The 15,867-nt window shown below is 63.8% G+C and carries 16 protein-coding genes; 6 read left to right on the top strand and 10 right to left on the bottom strand.

Features of this window, described 5'->3' with window-relative positions:
* Nucleotides 1–35 precede the first annotated feature (35 nt).
* Nucleotides 36–434 (top strand): divalent-cation tolerance protein CutA, encoded by a 399-nt coding sequence (gene cutA, locus ACM14_RS11260; RefSeq protein ID WP_065346176.1) that lies wholly within the window; start codon nt 36–38, stop codon nt 432–434.
* On the opposite strand, the gene ACM14_RS11255 is transcribed toward cutA, so the two are convergent.
* The 4 genes from ACM14_RS11255 to ftsY form a co-directional block, all read right to left on the bottom strand.
* On the bottom strand, nt 421–1,410 hold the full coding sequence (locus tag ACM14_RS11255) for a tripartite tricarboxylate transporter substrate binding protein (protein WP_065346175.1): 990 nt from the start codon (nt 1,408–1,410) through the stop codon (nt 421–423). The genes cutA and ACM14_RS11255 overlap by 14 nt on opposite strands.
* A 323-nt stretch (nt 1,411–1,733) precedes the next feature.
* Nucleotides 1,734–2,663, bottom strand: a complete 930-nt coding sequence (locus ACM14_RS11250; RefSeq protein WP_065346174.1) for a DMT family transporter — start codon at nt 2,661–2,663, stop codon at nt 1,734–1,736.
* A gap of 524 nt (nt 2,664–3,187) precedes the next feature.
* Nucleotides 3,188–3,925: a GntR family transcriptional regulator gene (locus ACM14_RS30590; RefSeq protein WP_254662032.1), complete on the bottom strand. Its 738-nt coding sequence runs from the start codon at nt 3,923–3,925 to the stop codon at nt 3,188–3,190.
* Nucleotides 3,926–4,871: 946 nt separating this feature from the next.
* Nucleotides 4,872–6,092 carry a signal recognition particle-docking protein FtsY gene (gene ftsY, locus ACM14_RS11240; RefSeq protein WP_013803937.1) on the bottom strand — a complete coding sequence of 407 codons (1,221 nt, stop codon included), beginning with the start codon at nt 6,090–6,092 and terminating at the stop codon, nt 4,872–4,874.
* A 28-nt stretch (nt 6,093–6,120) separates the two neighbouring features.
* On the opposite strand from ftsY, the gene ACM14_RS11235 reads away from it, so the two are divergent.
* From ACM14_RS11235 to coaD, 4 genes are all read left to right on the top strand, one after another.
* Nucleotides 6,121–7,599, top strand: a complete 1,479-nt coding sequence (locus ACM14_RS11235; RefSeq protein WP_013803936.1) for a pitrilysin family protein — start codon at nt 6,121–6,123, stop codon at nt 7,597–7,599.
* 26 nt (nt 7,600–7,625) lie between these two features.
* Entirely contained in the window at nt 7,626–8,987 is a 1,362-nt protein-coding gene (locus tag ACM14_RS11230) for a pitrilysin family protein (protein ID WP_065346172.1), read from the top strand.
* Nucleotides 8,984–9,694: a 16S rRNA (guanine(966)-N(2))-methyltransferase RsmD gene (gene rsmD / locus ACM14_RS11225; RefSeq protein ID WP_012203729.1), complete on the top strand. Its 711-nt coding sequence runs from the start codon at nt 8,984–8,986 to the stop codon at nt 9,692–9,694. The genes ACM14_RS11230 and rsmD overlap by 4 nt, the downstream gene beginning before the upstream one ends.
* Before the next feature lie 130 nt (nt 9,695–9,824).
* Nucleotides 9,825–10,325: a pantetheine-phosphate adenylyltransferase gene (coaD, locus tag ACM14_RS11220; RefSeq protein ID WP_013803934.1), complete on the top strand. Its 501-nt coding sequence runs from the start codon at nt 9,825–9,827 to the stop codon at nt 10,323–10,325.
* A gap of 78 nt (nt 10,326–10,403) precedes the next feature.
* Here coaD and ACM14_RS11215 read toward each other — a convergent pair whose 3' ends face one another.
* The 5 genes from ACM14_RS11215 to ACM14_RS11195 form a co-directional block, all read right to left on the bottom strand.
* Nucleotides 10,404–11,525, bottom strand: coding sequence for a putative zinc-binding metallopeptidase (locus ACM14_RS11215; protein WP_065346171.1), 1,122 nt, complete (start codon nt 11,523–11,525; stop codon nt 10,404–10,406).
* Between the two features lie 172 nt (nt 11,526–11,697).
* The gene (locus ACM14_RS11210) at nt 11,698–12,018 is read right to left on the bottom strand and encodes a BON domain-containing protein (RefSeq protein WP_013803932.1); all 321 of its coding nucleotides are present in this window, start codon (nt 12,016–12,018) and stop codon (nt 11,698–11,700) included.
* A 72-nt stretch (nt 12,019–12,090) separates the two neighbouring features.
* On the bottom strand, nt 12,091–12,480 hold the full coding sequence (locus ACM14_RS11205) for a hypothetical protein (protein ID WP_013803931.1): 390 nt from the start codon (nt 12,478–12,480) through the stop codon (nt 12,091–12,093).
* Nucleotides 12,481–12,591: 111 nt separating this feature from the next.
* Complete coding sequence (locus tag ACM14_RS11200; RefSeq protein ID WP_013803930.1) at nt 12,592–12,753, bottom strand: DUF1328 domain-containing protein; 162 nt, start codon at nt 12,751–12,753, stop codon at nt 12,592–12,594.
* Nucleotides 12,754–13,114: 361 nt separating this feature from the next.
* Nucleotides 13,115–14,494, bottom strand: coding sequence for a CHASE3 domain-containing protein (locus ACM14_RS11195; RefSeq protein WP_013803929.1), 1,380 nt, complete (start codon nt 14,492–14,494; stop codon nt 13,115–13,117).
* A gap of 143 nt (nt 14,495–14,637) precedes the next feature.
* On the opposite strand from ACM14_RS11195, the gene ACM14_RS11190 reads away from it, so the two are divergent.
* Nucleotides 14,638–15,270, top strand: coding sequence for a response regulator transcription factor (locus ACM14_RS11190; RefSeq protein ID WP_012203736.1), 633 nt, complete (start codon nt 14,638–14,640; stop codon nt 15,268–15,270).
* A gap of 88 nt (nt 15,271–15,358) precedes the next feature.
* Here the strand turns inward: ACM14_RS11190 and ACM14_RS11185 are convergent, their stop codons facing one another.
* Complete coding sequence (locus ACM14_RS11185; RefSeq protein ID WP_013803928.1) at nt 15,359–15,757, bottom strand: response regulator; 399 nt, start codon at nt 15,755–15,757, stop codon at nt 15,359–15,361.
* Nucleotides 15,758–15,867: the final 110 nt, after the last annotated feature.

The raw sequence follows: 15,867 nt of genomic DNA, 5'->3' as shown, positions 1-15,867 counted from the left end.
CCGGCCTGCAGCGCGCAACCGTAGACTACGCCTCCATGACTTCCGCCAAGAACCCCGCCTCGCCCTGGTCCACGCTGTGCGTGGTGGCCACCACAGTCCCCAGCGCCGAGGAGGCCGCCCATCTGGCGCGCAGCCTGGTGCAGCAGCAGGCTGCAGCCTGCGTGCAGGTGGAGCCCATCACCTCGCACTACGTGTGGGAGGGCGAGATGCACGCTACGCCCGAGTGGCGGCTGGTCTGCAAGACCCTGCCCGACGTGCTGGAGCGCCTGGCCCGGCTGCTGCGCGCCGGCCACAGCTACAGCGTGCCGCAGATCACCATGCGCACCGAGCGCTGCATGGCCGACTATGCGCAGTGGCTGCGCTCCCAGGTCTCGACCCGGGACGTGGCGGACGCTGCAGACATGGCCGCCGCGCCCCGCATCACTGCGGCGTGACGTTGGCGGCCTTGATCACGGGCACCCAGGTCGCTGTCTCCTTGCGGATCAGCTCGCCGAAGGCGCTGCCCGTGACCACCCAGGGCTCGATCCCCTGCAGGTCCAGCTGCCTGACCACGGCCGGCGTGTTGAAGATCTCCTGAATATCCTTTTCCAGCTGCTTGAGCACGGCTGGCGGCGTCTTCTTTGGCGCCATCACGCCGTACCAGGACGAGATGGCAATGCCCGGCACGCCCGCCTGGGCCAGCGTGGGCACCTCGGGCAGGTACTTGCTGCGGGCCGGGTCGGTCACGGCCAGCGCGCGCAGCTTGCCCGACTGCACATGCGGCAGCAGCGCGGGCACATTGCCCACGATCATCGGCACCGTGCCGCCCAGCACATCGTTGAGGCCGGGCGCCGTGCCCTTGTAGGCCACGTGCAGGATGTCGGCGCCGGTCTGCTGCTTGAACAGCTCACCGGCCAGATGCAGGCTGGAGCCCACGCCGGGCGAGGCATAGCTGATGGTGGCCGGCTTGGCCTTGGACAGGGCCACCAGCTCCTGCACCGTTTTGGCCGGCACGCCAGGGTGCACGGCGATCACATTGGCCGCCTTGGCCAGCGAGGCCACGGGCGCGAAGTCCGCCTCCACGCTGTAGCCGGGCTTGGCCAGCAGCGTGGGATTGATGGTCAGGTTGCCCTGGGGCACGACCAGCAGCGTATGGCCGTCCGGCGCGGCGCGCTTGACCATGTCGATGCCGATATTGCCGTTGGCCCCGGGCTTGTTCTCCACCACCGAGGTCTGCTTGTAGCGCTCGGCCAACCCCGTGGACAGCAGGCGGGCCAGCGCATCGACCGGGCCGCCGGGCGGAAAAGGCGCGACGATGGTGAAAGGCTTGGCGGCCAGTTGCTGCTGTGCGGCGGCATCCTGGGCCAGGGCGCTCTGGCATGCGGCTGCGGCCAGCAGGGCGGCAGCGCCGAGCAAGGTGGGGGCTTTCATGGGGAACTCCGGGGAACAAGGCAAGGCAGGTACAAGCAAAAGAAATGCCTGAGGGCTATCGATTGTTTCTTGTATAAAACAACGTTCTTCTTATAAATCAATGCAAAGCATAAAACCTGCGGCTTGATTCGAATCAAGGGAAAACCCTTGCCTGCATGCCCTGGTCTTCTCGGTACCTGCGCGCCCATGAAAATAGGAGCGCAGCGCGCTCCCGTAAGTCCACTCCAGAGAATGGGTCAAAGCGCATCAACAGGGGAGCTGATGCAGTCGATGCCAAGCCGCAGGACGACAGCGCGACAAGCAGGTCTTGCTGCCATCGCATGTCAGGCCTGTAGGCAAGTCACCACCAGACCCAACAGCATCAGGCCCATGCCGATCTTCTCTGCTCGACTGAAGCTTTCGCTGAACACGCGGCGCGAAACCAGGTAGCTGAAAACGACCTCGATCATTCCCAAGGTGCGCACAGGCGATGCTCCTTGCATGGCGTAGGCCGTGAACCAGGCAATTGAAGCGGCTGCACCCATGCAACCGGCAAGGAGCGAGATGCGCCAAGCTCGAAAAATAGGTGCCAGACCTTGAGCTGTGCGCAACTGAATCCAAAGTCCCATGCCGACGGTTTGCATCGACTGTGCGATCAGCACGCCCCAGGCGCCAGATAACCATGCCGTTTCGGCGCCAAGTGCCAGCGACCCTCCTCGAAATCCTACTGTTGCAACTGCAAAGCAGGAGCCGCAAGCCAGGCCATAAAGTGCCGATCGGTTGAGCCAGGCGGACAGTGAGAGCAACTGGTCGCGTGGCGGCAGGGACAGCAGCAGCATGCCGATTGTGGCTACGATCATTGCGGCCAACGCCAGCGGTGTTGGAAGTTCATGGAGAAAAACCGATGCGAACAGAGCTAGCTGCAGCACCTCTGTCTTTGTCAGAGTGACAGCCACGGCAAAGTTGCGCTCCTTCATCGCCAGCAGCAAAGCGACTGTTCCAGCCAATTGGAAAAAAGCGCCCAATGCAATCCAGCCAAGGTAAATCGGCGTGATCGAAGGTACAGCGTATGGCTTTGCTGGTACCAGATACAGCAGTGCCAGCCACAACATGGCAAAAGGTAGGCCATACAGAAAACGCACCAGCGTGGCCGATAGCGCGCCCAGCTCCTGTGTCAGGCTGCGCTGCGCTGTGTTTCGTACCGTTTGAGCGAGAGCGGCGAACAGGGTTATGGGAACCCATAACCAAGAAAAACCTTGAATGGATTCAAGCATGAATATGGAGGAGGTATGGGTAAATAGGGCGTAGAGTAAATTTCTACATTGCTGTGGATTATTTGGTAATGCGCAGCAATGCTCATTTGCTGAGTAGAGAAATTTTGCTCTGTTGAAGATTTATTGAACGGTTGAAGACAGAGACTCGAGATAGAACATGAGGCCTGCGTAGAGCGTTTCTTCCGGGGTGCCCGCGCGAGGAGAGCTCGGCATCATCCAGGTATCCTTGCTGCCATTTATCCGCATGCTGCGGAGAAAGCAGTATGTAGTCAATGCGTAGAATTTGCGACTCGAAAAATACGCTTAAGATAAAAATTTCTCTTAAATACGGAGATATTGAAATCGATTTGCAAAATGCGCAATTCCAGTAAGCAATTCAGAGAAAGAACTGATTTTCTCAACAAGCACGCATAGCGTGATTGTTATGAAAAGGTGATGCTGGGTCTTTATTTCTTAATGCTATCTGAAAATAGTGTGGCTATAGATGGTGGCTTATCTTGCGTACCAATTTTGAAAGAGCGATTTCATAGGTCCCTGCGTATAGCCGCCAGCAGGCTTTTCGAAGAATTCCAGATATGCTGCTCGGCAAGGGCCTGGGCCTTCTTTGGGTCGCGATTACGGATGGCGGCGAGGATGCCGCGTTTTTCTTCTGTGCTTTCTGAGGCCCGTGAGCTGTGAGAAAGTGAGAGTCTCCGCAGGCGTGCGAGGCGGCTCCTTTGTGAAGAAAGATAGCTTGCCATCAGCGAATTTTGGGCTGCATCCAGGAGAACTTCGTAGAACTCTTCGATGGTCTCGATCTGAGCCCCGACATCGCCCGAAATCTGCGCTTCATTCATCGCTTTCACTGTGACATCCAGGCGCTCGATTTGCTCTATGGTGGCTCGCTCTGCGCACAGTGCCGCCACATAGCCTTCAACGGCTGCACGCATTTCAAAGATCTGGCGAATGCCGTCTTCATCGATAACGGCGACTATCGGGCCTTTATAGGGCTCCTTTGTGATCCACCCTTCTGCCTCCAATTGCCCCAGGGTTTCACGAACGATCGTTCTGCTCACATCAAGGAGATCGCACAGCTTGCGTTCTACCAAACGTGATCCAGGTGGAAGTTGGCCTTCCACAATGGCGCGCTTCAATTGCTCAAGTGCCAGCTGTCGGAGCGTTGGATTCACACGCTCTACGGCCATACTGCCTCGCGGAATTCCCATGTCTGTCAATGCAGGTCTGTCTGTGTCTGTACCTGCTTTAGAGGCTTGCCGTTTCATGTCTGTTGGACTTTCTTGCGAATTGAGTGATGGTATACCAACATACAATCTTGGGTCAAGATATGGAAGGGTGCGAAAAATTGAGAGGCATCTGGTGGGGAAGGCAGCAGGAAGACAGTGACCAAGCCATCTCCGCCATCGATGGTTTGTCTCTGATTGGTTTGCAAGCCACATAAATTGGCCTGAATTTGCCATCCGCAGCCAGCAAGTAGCCTAATCGGCTGGTTTAAAACTCTTGTGTGCTTTTACGAGCCCGAAAAGTGGGGGTAGCAGAGCGGGAGAATATGCTTGGAATGATGCGCGGCACACGCCGTAGTTGGCATATCGAAGGCAGGTCGCACTGAAGAGTCTGTTGCCGAGTTTTCGCACACGCTACTCTGAGTGTGGGCACTCAAAAGAGTTGGTGCGCTTGCCGAGGCATGGGCCGTGCGCTCACCCGCACGCAAAGCTGGAGCGACGGGAAAAAATGCGTTCTCCACATCGGAGGCCAGAGTTGAGTGCGGTGGTGCACCGCAAGGCCTGCCCGCCGGCGTCAGTGAGGAAGAGCTAGGATTTCTGACCGTCCGAAGCAAGGACGGGCTTGTCGGTGCTACCGAGCACTGGCGGAAGTGCTGCTTTGACTGGCCGAAGAGATTCGTCAATTGCCCCGTGACGATGAGAGGCTGCTTCGGTGATTGAAGGGCATGCCCTTTCTGGTCTTTGCCGCGCCCACGCTGTCGGCTGTGGCGAAGTTACTGGGCTTTTGCGGCAAGTCACATGAGCTAACCCGGTAGGGCCTGGCCTGATCAGTCCCGAGGCGGTTGAGTGCGTCAGAGGTTGAGGCTGGAGAGCTCTTCGTTGAGCGGTCACTCCCCAATGGATGAGCGGAGAGCGGCTTGAGCGCCAGCTCGCAATTCATCCATTCCGCCTTCCTGTGGCGCCTTTCGAGAAAACTCTGAACAGATTGTCAGGACAGCAGCGCTTGCGCGAATTCCCGGGCGTTGAAGGTTTCCAGGTCCTCGACCTTTTCGCCCACGCCGATGAAGTACACGGGGATCGGCCGTTCCTGGGCAATGGCAGCCAGCACGCCGCCCTTGGCTGTGCCGTCGAGCTTGGTGACGATCAGGCCCGTGAGCTGCAGCGCATCGTCGAAGGCGCGCACCTGGGCCAGCGCGTTCTGGCCGGTGTTGCCGTCGATGACCAGCAGCACCTCATGGGGTGCCGTGGCGTCGGCCTTGCTGACCACGCGGCGGATCTTGCGCAGCTCTTCCATCAGGTGCAGCTGGGTGGGCAGGCGGCCTGCCGTGTCCACCAGCACCACATCCTTCTTGCGCGCGCGGCCGGCGGTGACGGCGTCAAAGCTCACGGCCGCAGGATCGCCCCCTTCCTGGCTGACGATCTCCACCGTGTTGCGGTTGGCCCAGACGCCAAGCTGCTCGCGCGCGGCGGCGCGGAAGGTGTCGGCGGCGGCCAGCAGCACGCTCTGGCCTTCGTCGGCCAGGTGGCGGGTCAGCTTGCCGATGGAGGTGGTCTTGCCCGCGCCGTTGACGCCAGCCACCATGATCACGGTGGGCTGGTGCTCGCCGATGACCAGCGGCTTCTCCAGCGGGCGCAGCAGGTCGGCCAGGGCATCGGCCAGCAGCGCCTTGACGGCGGCGGGGTCGGTGGCCTTGGCCTCCTTGACGCGGCGGCGCAGGTCGGCGAGCAGGTGCTCGGTGGCCTTGACGCCGGTGTCGGCCATCAGCAGGGCGTCTTCCAGTTCCTCGTAAAGCGCATCGTTGATCTGCGTGCCCGTGAAGACCGTGGCAATGCTGCTGCCGGTCTTGCGCAGGCCGGTCTTGAGGCGTTGCATCCAGTTCTGACGGCTGGCACCCTCGGCCTCGGGCTTGGCCGTGGGCTCGGGCGCGGCAATGAAGTCCGCAGGCGCGATGGTGGACGCGGGTGCAGCAGCTGGGGCAGGCGGAGTCTCGGGGGGCGCGGCATCGCCCTTGCCGCCGCCAAAGGGCTTGCGCCACCAGGCACTGCCGGTGTCGGCGGCCGGGGCCGCTGGCGCGGCCGGTGGCAGGGCAGGGGGGCTGTCCTGCGGTGGGGTTGCGGGAATGCCGGCCTTTTCAGGCGCGGCGCTGCTGTCCGTCGGGGAAATCTCGGCGGCGGAGGGGGTGGGCTTTTTCTTGAAAAAACTGAACATCGGCAGGTTCTTAGAATCACAGCATTCTATGAAACATGCACTCACCCTCCTGGGCTTAATGGCCTGCATGGGCACCGGGGCTGCTTTGGCAGCTCCGGATGCATCCTCTTCCATCCCTTCATCGCTGCTGCAGACGGTGGCCAGCCAGGCCGCCGGCGGCACGCGCACCGCCACTTCGGCACAGCAATTCACCTTGAAGAACGGCATGCAGCTCATCGTGCAGCCCGACCGGCGCGCGCCCACGGCCGTGCACATGGTCTGGGTGCGTGTGGGCTCCGTGGACGAGGTCGATGGCACCTCGGGCGTGGCCCACGCGCTCGAACACATGATGTTCAAGGGCTCGCGCAAGGTGGCTCCCGGCGAGTTCTCGCGCCGCGTGGCCGCGCTGGGCGGGCAGGAAAACGCCTTCACCAGCCGCGACTACACGGGCTACTACCAGCAGATTCCGTCCAGCCGCCTGGAAGACGTGATGAAGCTCGAATCCGACCGCTTCGCCAACAACCACTGGCCCGACAGCGAGTTCAAGAAGGAGATCGAGGTCATCAAGGAAGAGCGCCGCATGCGCACCGAGGACCAGCCGCGCGCCGTGCTCATGGAGCAGTTGATGGCGGCGACCTTCGTGGCCTCGCCCTACCACCGCCCCGTGATCGGCTGGATGAGCGACCTGGACGCGCTGACGCCCGGCGACGTGCGCGACTTCCATGGCCGCTGGTATGTGCCCGGCAATGCCACCATCGTCATTGCCGGCGATGTGGACGTGGCCAAGGTCCGCGCCTGGGCCGAGAAGTACTACGGCAGCATTCCCGCACGCGCCCTGCCGGTGCGCAAGCCGCGCACCGAGCCCGCGCAGATCGGCATCCGCCGCATCGAGGTCAAGCAGCCCGCCGAGCAGGCCCTGGTGGCCCTGGCCTTCCGCGCGCCCTCGCTGACGCGCGTCAGCGACCTGCAGGCCGACGACCGGGATGCGCTGGCGCTGCTGGTTCTGTCGGCCGTGCTGGACGGCTATGACGGCGCCCGCCTGGAGCGCGCCCTGGTGCAGGGCGAAGGCCGCGTGGCCGACGGCGCGGGCAGCTCCATGTCCCTCATGGGCCGTGGCCCCGGCCTGTTCATGCTGACGGGCGTGCCCGCCACGGGCAAGACCGCCGCCGAGGTCGAGGCGGCGTTGCGCGCCGAAGTGGCCAAGGTCGCCAAGGATGGTGTGGAGCCCGCCGAGCTGGAGCGCGTGAAGACGCAGTGGATGGCCTCCAATGTCTACGAGCGCGATTCGGTCATGGGCCAGGCCCAGAGCCTGGGCAATTACTGGATACAGGGCATGCCGCTGGATGCGGAAGACCAGCTGCTGACCCAGCTGCGCACCATCACGCCCGATGACGTCAAGCGTGTGGCTGCCAAGTACTTTGGCGATGACCAGCTCACGGTGGGCACCCTGGTGCCGCAACCCCTGCCCGAAGGCGGCAAGCCCCGTCGCCCCGATGCGGGTGCCGGCATCGGCGGACCCCTGCATTGATGCCCCCGAAGCACGCTGGAGTGAAGATGAAGAACATGAAAAAAATGGTGGCCAGCACGGTGCTGGCAGGCGTGGGCCTGGGCTTTGGTGCCACGTCCGCATGGGCCCTGCTGCCCATCCAGCACTGGACCCAGCCCAGCGGGGCGCAGGTCTGGCTGGTGGACAGCCCGGGCATTCCCATGGTCGATGTGCAGATGGACTTCGATGCCGGCAGCCGGCGCGATCCCGCCAACCAGGTCGGACTGGCCAGCGCCGTGGCGCTGATGGCCTCCAAGGGCGTGACCGCCCAGGGCGATGCGCCTGCGCTGGACGAGAACGGTCTGGGCCAGGCCTGGGCCGATCTGGGTGCCAGCTTTGGCGCCCAGGCGGGCCGCGACAGCTTCAGCTACGGGCTGCGCTCCCTGACCGAGCCTGCGCTGCTGCAGCGCGCCGTGGCGCTGGCGGCGCGCCAGATCGCCAACCCCAGCTGGCCGCAGGACGTGTGGCTGCGCGAGCGTGAGCGCTGGACTGCGGCCATCAAGGAATCGGACACGCGCCCCGGCACGGTGGCCGGCAAGGCCCTGAGCCAGGGCGTGTTCGGCACCCATCCCTACGGCGCACGCGCCACGGGCGAGAGCCTCGCGCACATCGACCTGTCCGACATGCAGTCCTTCCACCGCCGCCTGATCGCGGCCTGCCGCGCCAAGGTCAGCATCGTCGGTGCGGTCAGCCGTGAACAGGCCGACCAGCTGGTGCAGCAACTGCTGGCTCCGCTGCAGGCGGCGCAGGGCCAGGACGCCAGTGCCTGCGCGCCTCTGCCCGACGTGCCCAAGGTGCAGGCGCTCAAGGCGCCGGTCAACGAGAACATCCCCTTCGCCTCGGCCCAGGCGCAGGTGCTGATCGCCCAGCCCGGCATTGCACGCAACAGCCCGGACTTCATGGCAGTGCTGGTGGGCAACCACATCCTGGGCGGCGGCGGCTTCACCTCGCGGCTGACCGAGGAAGTGCGCGAAAAGCGCGGCCTGAGCTACAGCGTCTACAGCGATTTCTCGCCGGGTCTGGACGCAGGCGCCTTCACGATCGCCCTGCAGACGCGCCCCGACCAGGCAGCCGAGGCCCTGAAGGTGTCGCAGGACACGCTGCGCCGCTTCGTGGCCGAAGGCCCGACCGAGAAGGAGCTCAAGGCCGCAAAGGACAATCTGATCGGCGGCTTTGCGCTGCGCATCGACAGCAACCGCAAGCTGCTGGGCAATGTGTCCAACATCGCCTGGAACGGCTTGCCGCTGGACTACCTGGAGCATTGGACCGAGCGCGTGCAGGCGCTCACCGTGCGTGATGTGCGCGAGGCCATGCAGCGCATGCTGCAGCCCGAGCGCATGGTGACCGTCATCGTGGGAGGCAAACAATGAGCCGCAACAGCATCAAAATTCATACCCCTGCCGGCAAGCGCTGGCTGGAAAAGGCCACGGCCGAGGCCGCAGCACCCAAGGCAGCTGCCGCAGCGCCTGCTGCCGCCAAGGCGAAAGCCGGACGGCCGGCGCCGGTGGGCGCAGGCGAAGTCCGCATCATCGGCGGCCAATGGCGCCGCACGCGGCTGCCCGTGGCGCAGCACCCGGGCCTGCGGCCCACGCCGGATCGCGTGCGCGAGACCCTGTTCAACTGGCTGGGCCAGGACCTGACGGGCTGGCACTGCCTGGATGCCTTCGCGGGCACGGGCGCGCTGGGCTTCGAGGCCGCATCGCGCGGCGCGACCAATGTGCTGATGAACGAGCAGGACGCCACCCTGGTCCAGCAGTTGCAGCGCCTGCGCGAGCGCCTGGACGCCCAGTCCGTGCGCGTGCTGCGCGGCGATGGCATCGGCTGCCTGCGCCAGGTGGCGCCCGGCACGCTGGACCTGGTGCTGATCGATCCGCCCTTCGACCATGCCGATCTGTTCGAGCCTGCGCTGAAGGCCGCCGCGCAGGCGGTGTCCGCCACGGGCTATGTCTATCTGGAGGCGCCCCAGGCCTGGACCGAGGAGCAATTGGCCGAGGCCGGTGGCCTGCAGCTGTTCCGCCATCTGAAGGCGGGCGCCGTCCACGCCCACCTGCTGCGCAAGGCGCCGCAGGACGAGTAAAGGCGCTGCGGCGGCCGCGTTCCCTGGCAGGAGCGCGGCTGTCGCACAGCCGACCGGCCATGCTGCAGCGCAATGCATAATGCGCCATCCGTGCCGGACAGGGCACGCGCAGCCAATGAAAGCGACCGCCATGAGCCACGACGTGATTGCCGTCTATCCCGGAACTTTCGATCCGATCACGCTGGGTCATGAAGACGTGGTGCGCCGCGCGACCCAGCTGTTCAGCCACGTCATCGTCGCCGTGGCGGCGGGCCACCACAAGAAGACCATGTTCAATCTTGAGGAGCGCATGCAGATGGTGCGCGAGGCCGTGTCCATCTATCCCCATGTCCAGGTCGAGAGCTTTCATGGCCTGCTGCGCGACTTCGTGGTCGAGCGCGGCGGCAAGGCCATGGTGCGCGGCCTGCGTGCGGTCACCGACTTCGACTACGAGTTCCAGCTCGCCGGCATGAACCGCACGCTGATGCCCGAGGTGGAGACCGTCTTCCTCACGCCCAGCGACCGCTACCAGTTCATCAGCAGCACCTTCGTGCGCGAGATCGCCACGCTGGATGGCGAGATCGACAAGTTCGTCTCTCCCAGCGTGCGTACCCGCCTTCTGCAGAAGGTACAGGCCAATCGTGGATCGTGATCGCACGCCCTGATGCCCTGACCGCCTGGCTGTCCTGAGGCCCGGCAAGGGCGGCCAGGACCCTCTCGCAGTTCCTTCTTAGAAGGCAGCCTGCCGCGTGGCGCTCGCATTCACGGCGGCGTGCACGAATTCCAGCTTGCGCCTGGCCCCGGCCGAAAGGGCGAACGGATAGGCATCGCCATGGCCCAGGCTGCGGTTGAGGCTGTTGGTCAGCAGCGTCAGCGGCACCCACTGGTCCAGCATGGTGCCGAAGTCCGGCTGTGCATGGACCGCGAAAGGGTCCTGCACGCACAGCGCCGGCTGCGCGACCGAGCCTGTACTTGTCCCTGAGCCTCCGGGCATGGTGATGCAGGTGCCATAGCTGGCCGCAGTCTCCAGCAGATCCACCATGTGCAGGTAATGGGCCCAGCTTTCGGCCCAGTCTTCCCACGGGTGGGAGGTGGCATAGGCGCTGACGAAGTTGTCGCGCCACTGCTCATCCATCGGGTCGCGCGCATAGTAGTTCTGCAGGGCCTGGCCATAGTCCTGGCGCTCGTCGCCGAACAGGCGGCGGAATTCCTCGATACGGCCCGCGCCCACCACCAGCCTGTCCCAGAAGAAGTGGCCGGATTCATGGCGCAGATGGCCCACCAGCGTGCGGTAGGGCTCGTGCAGGGCCTGGCGGCGCCGGGCACGCTCGGCATCGTCGGCCTCCACCACGTTCAGCGTGATGGTGCCGTTGGCGTGGCCGGTCATCACGGGCGCCTGCCCCGGCAGGTCGGCCAGCAGCTCGAAGCGCGGCCCATCCTCTCCAGGCCGGGGACCCAGGCCCAGGCGGGCCAGCGTGTAGAACAGCTGGCGCTTGGCGGCCTCGATCCGGGTCCAGCGCAGCGCATTGGACGGGTCTGACAGATCGGGCAGCCAGCGTGTCTGGCGGCAGGACTCGCACAGCGCATGGGGATCGTCTGCGGGCAGGGCGAAGTTGCACTGTCCCACGGGACCCCGGTGGCTGCACATCTTGTAGAGCCGGCCTGGCGGCTTGCCGCTCGTCAGCGACGACAGGCTCTCCCACAGCACGCTGTCCCGCGTGCCGGAAACCGGGCGCAGGCAGGCCACATGCAGTCGCTCGGGCAGGAAGGCCAGGGTGGCGCCGCAGTGCACGCATTGAACGCTGTCGAAGAAGACCGGGTGGCCACAGGCATCGCAGTTGAAGACTCGCATGTCGGTCACTTTACGCCGTATGTCCGGCGCACGGTGGAAAGGGGTCGTACCTGCCGTCGGCTGCAATGGTCGGCAATCCTTGCGGCGGACCGTGCGGCAGTTGGAGCCCTGGATGAAAAAAGGCCGGAAGTCTCCGGCCTTGTACTTGGATCAGCCCCCGCAGGGGCCTGCATCAGGGACGAACCACGATGCTGTTGCGCACTTCACGCACGTTCTTGGTGGTGCGGGCGATCTCGGCGGCGCGGGCCTTTTCCGATTCGGACTTGGCAAAGCCCGACAGCTGCACCGTGCCGTTCAGGGTCTCGACGCTGATGGAAGTGGCCGAGACGCTCTTGTCCTCTGCCATCTTGGCCTTCACCGCGGTGGTGATGCCGGCGTCATCCACATACGAACCCACGGACTGCTGGTCGCGGGCCACGGAGCAGGCGGTGGTACCGAGCACGGTGGCACCGGCGACGAGAGCGAAAGCGATGGCACGGGTGTACTTTTGCATGATCAGTTCTTTCCTGGACAAGAAGATTGAGAGTAACGGTACTCGAGGGAACTCAGGGGACTCGGCGGCAGCTCACTTGCGCGAGCGGGAACTCATGAAGAACGCGGTGGCCAGGGCAGCGCCCGTGGCTGCAGCCAGCAGGATGGAGCGGCCAGGCTGCTCGATGACGTAGCGCGTGGTGGCTTCCGTGGCCGATTGCAGCTGGCGGCGGGCGCGGTCGGAGCTGTCGGCGCAGAAGTTGATGCCGCGTGTGGCCAGTTCCTGGGCACGTGCCGCGAGGTCATCGATGACGGGGTTCAGTTCACGCTCGATGGACTGGACACCTTCCTCGGCCTTGTCCAGCGCATTCGCTGCAGTGCGGCGTGTCGTGTTGACGGCTTCCTTGGCGGCGTCCGCGACATCCTGGGCAACGTCCTTGGCGGTATCGGCGGCTTTGTTCACGGCTTTCTCGGCTTGGCTCATTGGTTCTATCTCCTCAAAACTGGCATGAATGCGAAAGGCGGTCGGGCTGCCGGGCTGGCTGCCCGCGGGAAGCGGGCTTGGGCTGGCAGGGGGCTGAAGGCGGCGCCGCCGCTACTTCTTGATCAGGCTCATCACAAAGGTGACGACAGCCATGATCACGAAAATATAGAACAGGATCTTGGCGATGCCTACAGCACCTGCCGCAATACCACCAAAACCGAATATGGCGGCTACCAGGGCGATGACGAAGAACACGATGGCGTAGTGCAGCATGTAAAACTCCTTGGGTTGTTCGTTTCCAAGAAACGGCACGGGGCGGATGGGCCAAGTGCTGTTTGCATGGGTTCGACTGTACTGAGCCGCCAAAGGTGTATCTGACGGTGGCCGGCGTGGCATGGCGTCAGGGTTAGGCGGGGGGGTGGTGTAGGAATGCTCCGGCTGCAGAGGGCTTGCAGCCACCGCCGGCTGCGGCCATTCGGGGGCGCGCATGGAAAATGGCCCCCACGCTACCCTTGCTGCGCAAGGTCCGCTGCCCCCCCGAGGGGGCTGCTTTTCATCTTGGGGCGGCCCGGCGATGAAAAAAACCCCTGGCGCGTGGGCGCGCAGGGGCTTTTGCATGGCGGATGCTGCTGCTTCAGGCGGTGGCGACCGTACCGGCGCTTTTGTCCGTGGAAATGGGCGCCAGCGGGATGACGGCGGAGATTGCCGTGCCCTTGCCCAGTTCGGACGAGACCGTCAGGCGGCCGCCTGCGGCCTCCACGCGGTGGCGCATGCCGGCCAGCCCGTGGGAGTTGGGGCGCATGGCCGAGGTCTCGAAGCCTTCGCCGTCGTCCTGGATCTGCACCGTCACATAGGTCGGATAGTTGTGCACGGAGACCAGGACATGGCTGGCCTTGGCATATTTGCCGATGTTGGTCAGCGACTCCTGGACGATGCGGTAGACCGTGAGCTGGGTGGATTCCGGCAGCTCCACCTGCTCCAGGTTGGCCGTGACTTCGATGCCGCTGCGCTCGCCGAACTCGCGCGCCAGGATTTCCAGCGCCGTCGTCAGGCCCAGGTTGGACAGGGAGGAGGGGCGCAGGTCCTCGATGATGCGGCGCTTGAGGGCGATGCCGCTGTTGAGCGTCTCCACCAGATGGCTGACGCGTTCGCCCACGTCCGGCGCGCTGAGGTCGATCTTGGATTTGAGGCGCGCCACGTCGAGCTTGGCCGCCGTCAGCAGCGAGCCCAGCTCGTCGTGCAGTTCGCGCGCCAGGTGTCCGCGCTCGTCCTCGCGCACCTGCTGCAAGTGGTTGGCCAGCTCCGTCAGCGTGGCCGTGCGCTCGCGCACCAGGGCTTCGAGGCGGTTGCGCTCGTCGCGCTGGATCTCCTGCTCGCGCTGGTGGGCCTGCTGCAGCGCGTGGGCCTGGCGCAGGTACATGAAAAAGCCCAGCACGCCCAGGGCCGTGACCGTGGCGATGCCTATGCGTGACAGCGACAGCGTGTGCTCGATGTCCTGCAGGTTCTTGGCCGAGCGCTGGTCTATGCCTGACAGCAGCTTGCCCGTGTAGTCGCGGATGGCGTCCATGTTCTCCATGCCCACGTCGGTGAACATGACGAAGCGCCAGGCCTCCTCGTTGCCCTGGCGGTACAGGCGCAGGCTGAGTTCCATCTCGCTCATCTTGCGTTCGACCTGGCGCGCCAGCGGCGTGAAGATCGCCAGCTCCTGCGGGTCGTAGATGAAGATCTGGCGCAGCTCGTCCATGTTGTAGTTGATGGCCGTAATCGCCTTGCTGTAGGGCTCCAGGTAGCGCTCCTCGCCCGTGAGCAGGTAGCCGCGCAGGCCGGTCTCCGCATCCAGCATCAGCCGCAGCAGCTGGCTGATCTCCGAGCGGGTGTTCTGGGTCTGGGTCATGGCCTCCAGCGCCTTGGTGGAGCGCTTGTAGCTGGCCTCGTTAATGCTCACCAGCAGCACGGCCGCGACGATGGCGAATGCCAGGCTGATCGCAATTCTTCGGAAATTTATCCAACGCATAAGCATCCTCTCACCTACAAGATCTTCGCCGATATTCTGCATAATTCGTGTTATCGGCTGCCGGGGCAGTTCCTGCGCCGGCCGTTACCATATATTGTTTGCACGACCAGCGATCCCGCTGGTCCCCCGAAAAAGAGGTATTCATGATCAGAATTGGCATTGTGGACGACCATGCAATTGTGCGCTCGGGCCTGCGTCAGTTTCTCTCGGAACACGTGGACCTGCGTGTAGTCGGTGAGGCCGCCAATGGCCGCGAGGCCATCGATCTGGTGCGTGCCCACGAGATCGACGTGCTGTTGATGGACCTGTCCATGCCGGGCCAAAGCGGTATCGACGCGCTGGCCATGCTGCGCGCCAAGGCGCCGGACATGGGCATCCTGATCCTGAGCGGCTATCCCGAGGAGCACTACGCGATCAACCTGATCCGCCAAGGCGCCAGCGGCTACCTGAACAAGGAATGCGATCCCCAGGAGATTGCCGAAGCGATCCGCACCGTGGCCCTGGGCCGCCGCTACCTGACGCCGGCCGTGGCCGACCTGCTGGCCCAGCAGCTCAACCGCAAGGATGACGCGCCAGCGCATGAACAGCTGTCCGAGCGTGAGTTCCAGGTCTTCCTCAAGCTCGCGCGTGGCGAAACCGCAGGTGATATTGCAAAGTCGCTTTCACTGAGCGTAAAGACGGTCAGCACCTATCGCACGCGACTCATGGAGAAAATGGGATTGTCGTCCAACAGCGATCTGACGTATTACGCACTGAAGAACAGGCTGATCGATTGATTTTCAGTCAATAGAAAATACGGGCTGCACGATTATCAAGTCGTGCAGCCTTTTTCTTTGGTGAAAAATCAAATGCAGTGCTTTGGGTTCAGGCTGTTTTGAGTTGGTTGAGTGACGCCGCATCGATATTCATGCAATAGTCCATGAGTGCGTCGATTTCATTGGACTTGTCGAAGACGGCATCCACGCCGAGCTGGGCACAGCGGCTGCGGATGTCTGGTGTGGCGTAGTTGCTGAGCACCACGATCTTCTGGTGCGGCTGGCGCTCGCGGCAGGCGGTGAGCACACCCAGGCCGCTGCCCTGGCGCAGGAACAGGTCGACGATGGCGAGATCCCATGCGTCGGGGTTCTGCTGAAGCCAGTCCGTCCCCGCGCTCTCCGTCTCCGCGATGCCCACGGCCTCGACATCGGCCAGTTCTTCGAGCGTGGCGATCAGGTTCTCGCGGATCGTAGGGTTGTCTTCAACAAGATAGGTGCGCAATTTCACGGCTGTATCCAATAGGGACGCGGATGGCAATCGGAGTCCGGTGGAGCCCGGCCTCCATTGTCCTGCGCGACAGCGGGCGATTGTGCCAGTGAGGGATCGGCGTGGAGGTC

The sequence above is a fragment of the Delftia sp. JD2 genome, from assembly GCF_001682645.1.
GTDB classification, from domain to species: domain Bacteria; phylum Pseudomonadota; class Gammaproteobacteria; order Burkholderiales; family Burkholderiaceae_C; genus Comamonas; species Comamonas acidovorans.
The sequence above is the reverse complement of the archived record's forward strand: the minus strand, read 5'-3'. Positions and strand labels throughout refer to the sequence as shown.

What these genes read in the sequence shown, in the direction of transcription:
- cutA (WP_065346176.1), top strand. Translation starts at nt 36, where the DNA reads ATGACTTCCGCCAAGAACCCCGCCTCGCCCTGGTCCACGCTGTGCGTG.
- ACM14_RS11255 (WP_065346175.1), bottom strand. Translation starts at nt 1,410, where the DNA reads ATGAAAGCCCCCACCTTGCTCGGCGCTGCCGCCCTGCTGGCCGCAGCC.
- ACM14_RS11250 (WP_065346174.1), bottom strand. Translation starts at nt 2,663, where the DNA reads ATGCTTGAATCCATTCAAGGTTTTTCTTGGTTATGGGTTCCCATAACC.
- ACM14_RS30590 (WP_254662032.1), bottom strand. Translation starts at nt 3,925, where the DNA reads ATGAAACGGCAAGCCTCTAAAGCAGGTACAGACACAGACAGACCTGCA.
- ftsY (WP_013803937.1), bottom strand. Translation starts at nt 6,092, where the DNA reads ATGTTCAGTTTTTTCAAGAAAAAGCCCACCCCCTCCGCCGCCGAGATT.
- ACM14_RS11235 (WP_013803936.1), top strand. Translation starts at nt 6,121, where the DNA reads ATGAAACATGCACTCACCCTCCTGGGCTTAATGGCCTGCATGGGCACC.
- ACM14_RS11230 (WP_065346172.1), top strand. Translation starts at nt 7,626, where the DNA reads ATGAAGAACATGAAAAAAATGGTGGCCAGCACGGTGCTGGCAGGCGTG.
- rsmD (WP_012203729.1), top strand. Translation starts at nt 8,984, where the DNA reads ATGAGCCGCAACAGCATCAAAATTCATACCCCTGCCGGCAAGCGCTGG.
- coaD (WP_013803934.1), top strand. Translation starts at nt 9,825, where the DNA reads ATGAGCCACGACGTGATTGCCGTCTATCCCGGAACTTTCGATCCGATC.
- ACM14_RS11215 (WP_065346171.1), bottom strand. Translation starts at nt 11,525, where the DNA reads ATGCGAGTCTTCAACTGCGATGCCTGTGGCCACCCGGTCTTCTTCGAC.
- ACM14_RS11210 (WP_013803932.1), bottom strand. Translation starts at nt 12,018, where the DNA reads ATGCAAAAGTACACCCGTGCCATCGCTTTCGCTCTCGTCGCCGGTGCC.
- ACM14_RS11205 (WP_013803931.1), bottom strand. Translation starts at nt 12,480, where the DNA reads ATGAGCCAAGCCGAGAAAGCCGTGAACAAAGCCGCCGATACCGCCAAG.
- ACM14_RS11200 (WP_013803930.1), bottom strand. Translation starts at nt 12,753, where the DNA reads ATGCTGCACTACGCCATCGTGTTCTTCGTCATCGCCCTGGTAGCCGCC.
- ACM14_RS11195 (WP_013803929.1), bottom strand. Translation starts at nt 14,494, where the DNA reads ATGCGTTGGATAAATTTCCGAAGAATTGCGATCAGCCTGGCATTCGCC.
- ACM14_RS11190 (WP_012203736.1), top strand. Translation starts at nt 14,638, where the DNA reads ATGATCAGAATTGGCATTGTGGACGACCATGCAATTGTGCGCTCGGGC.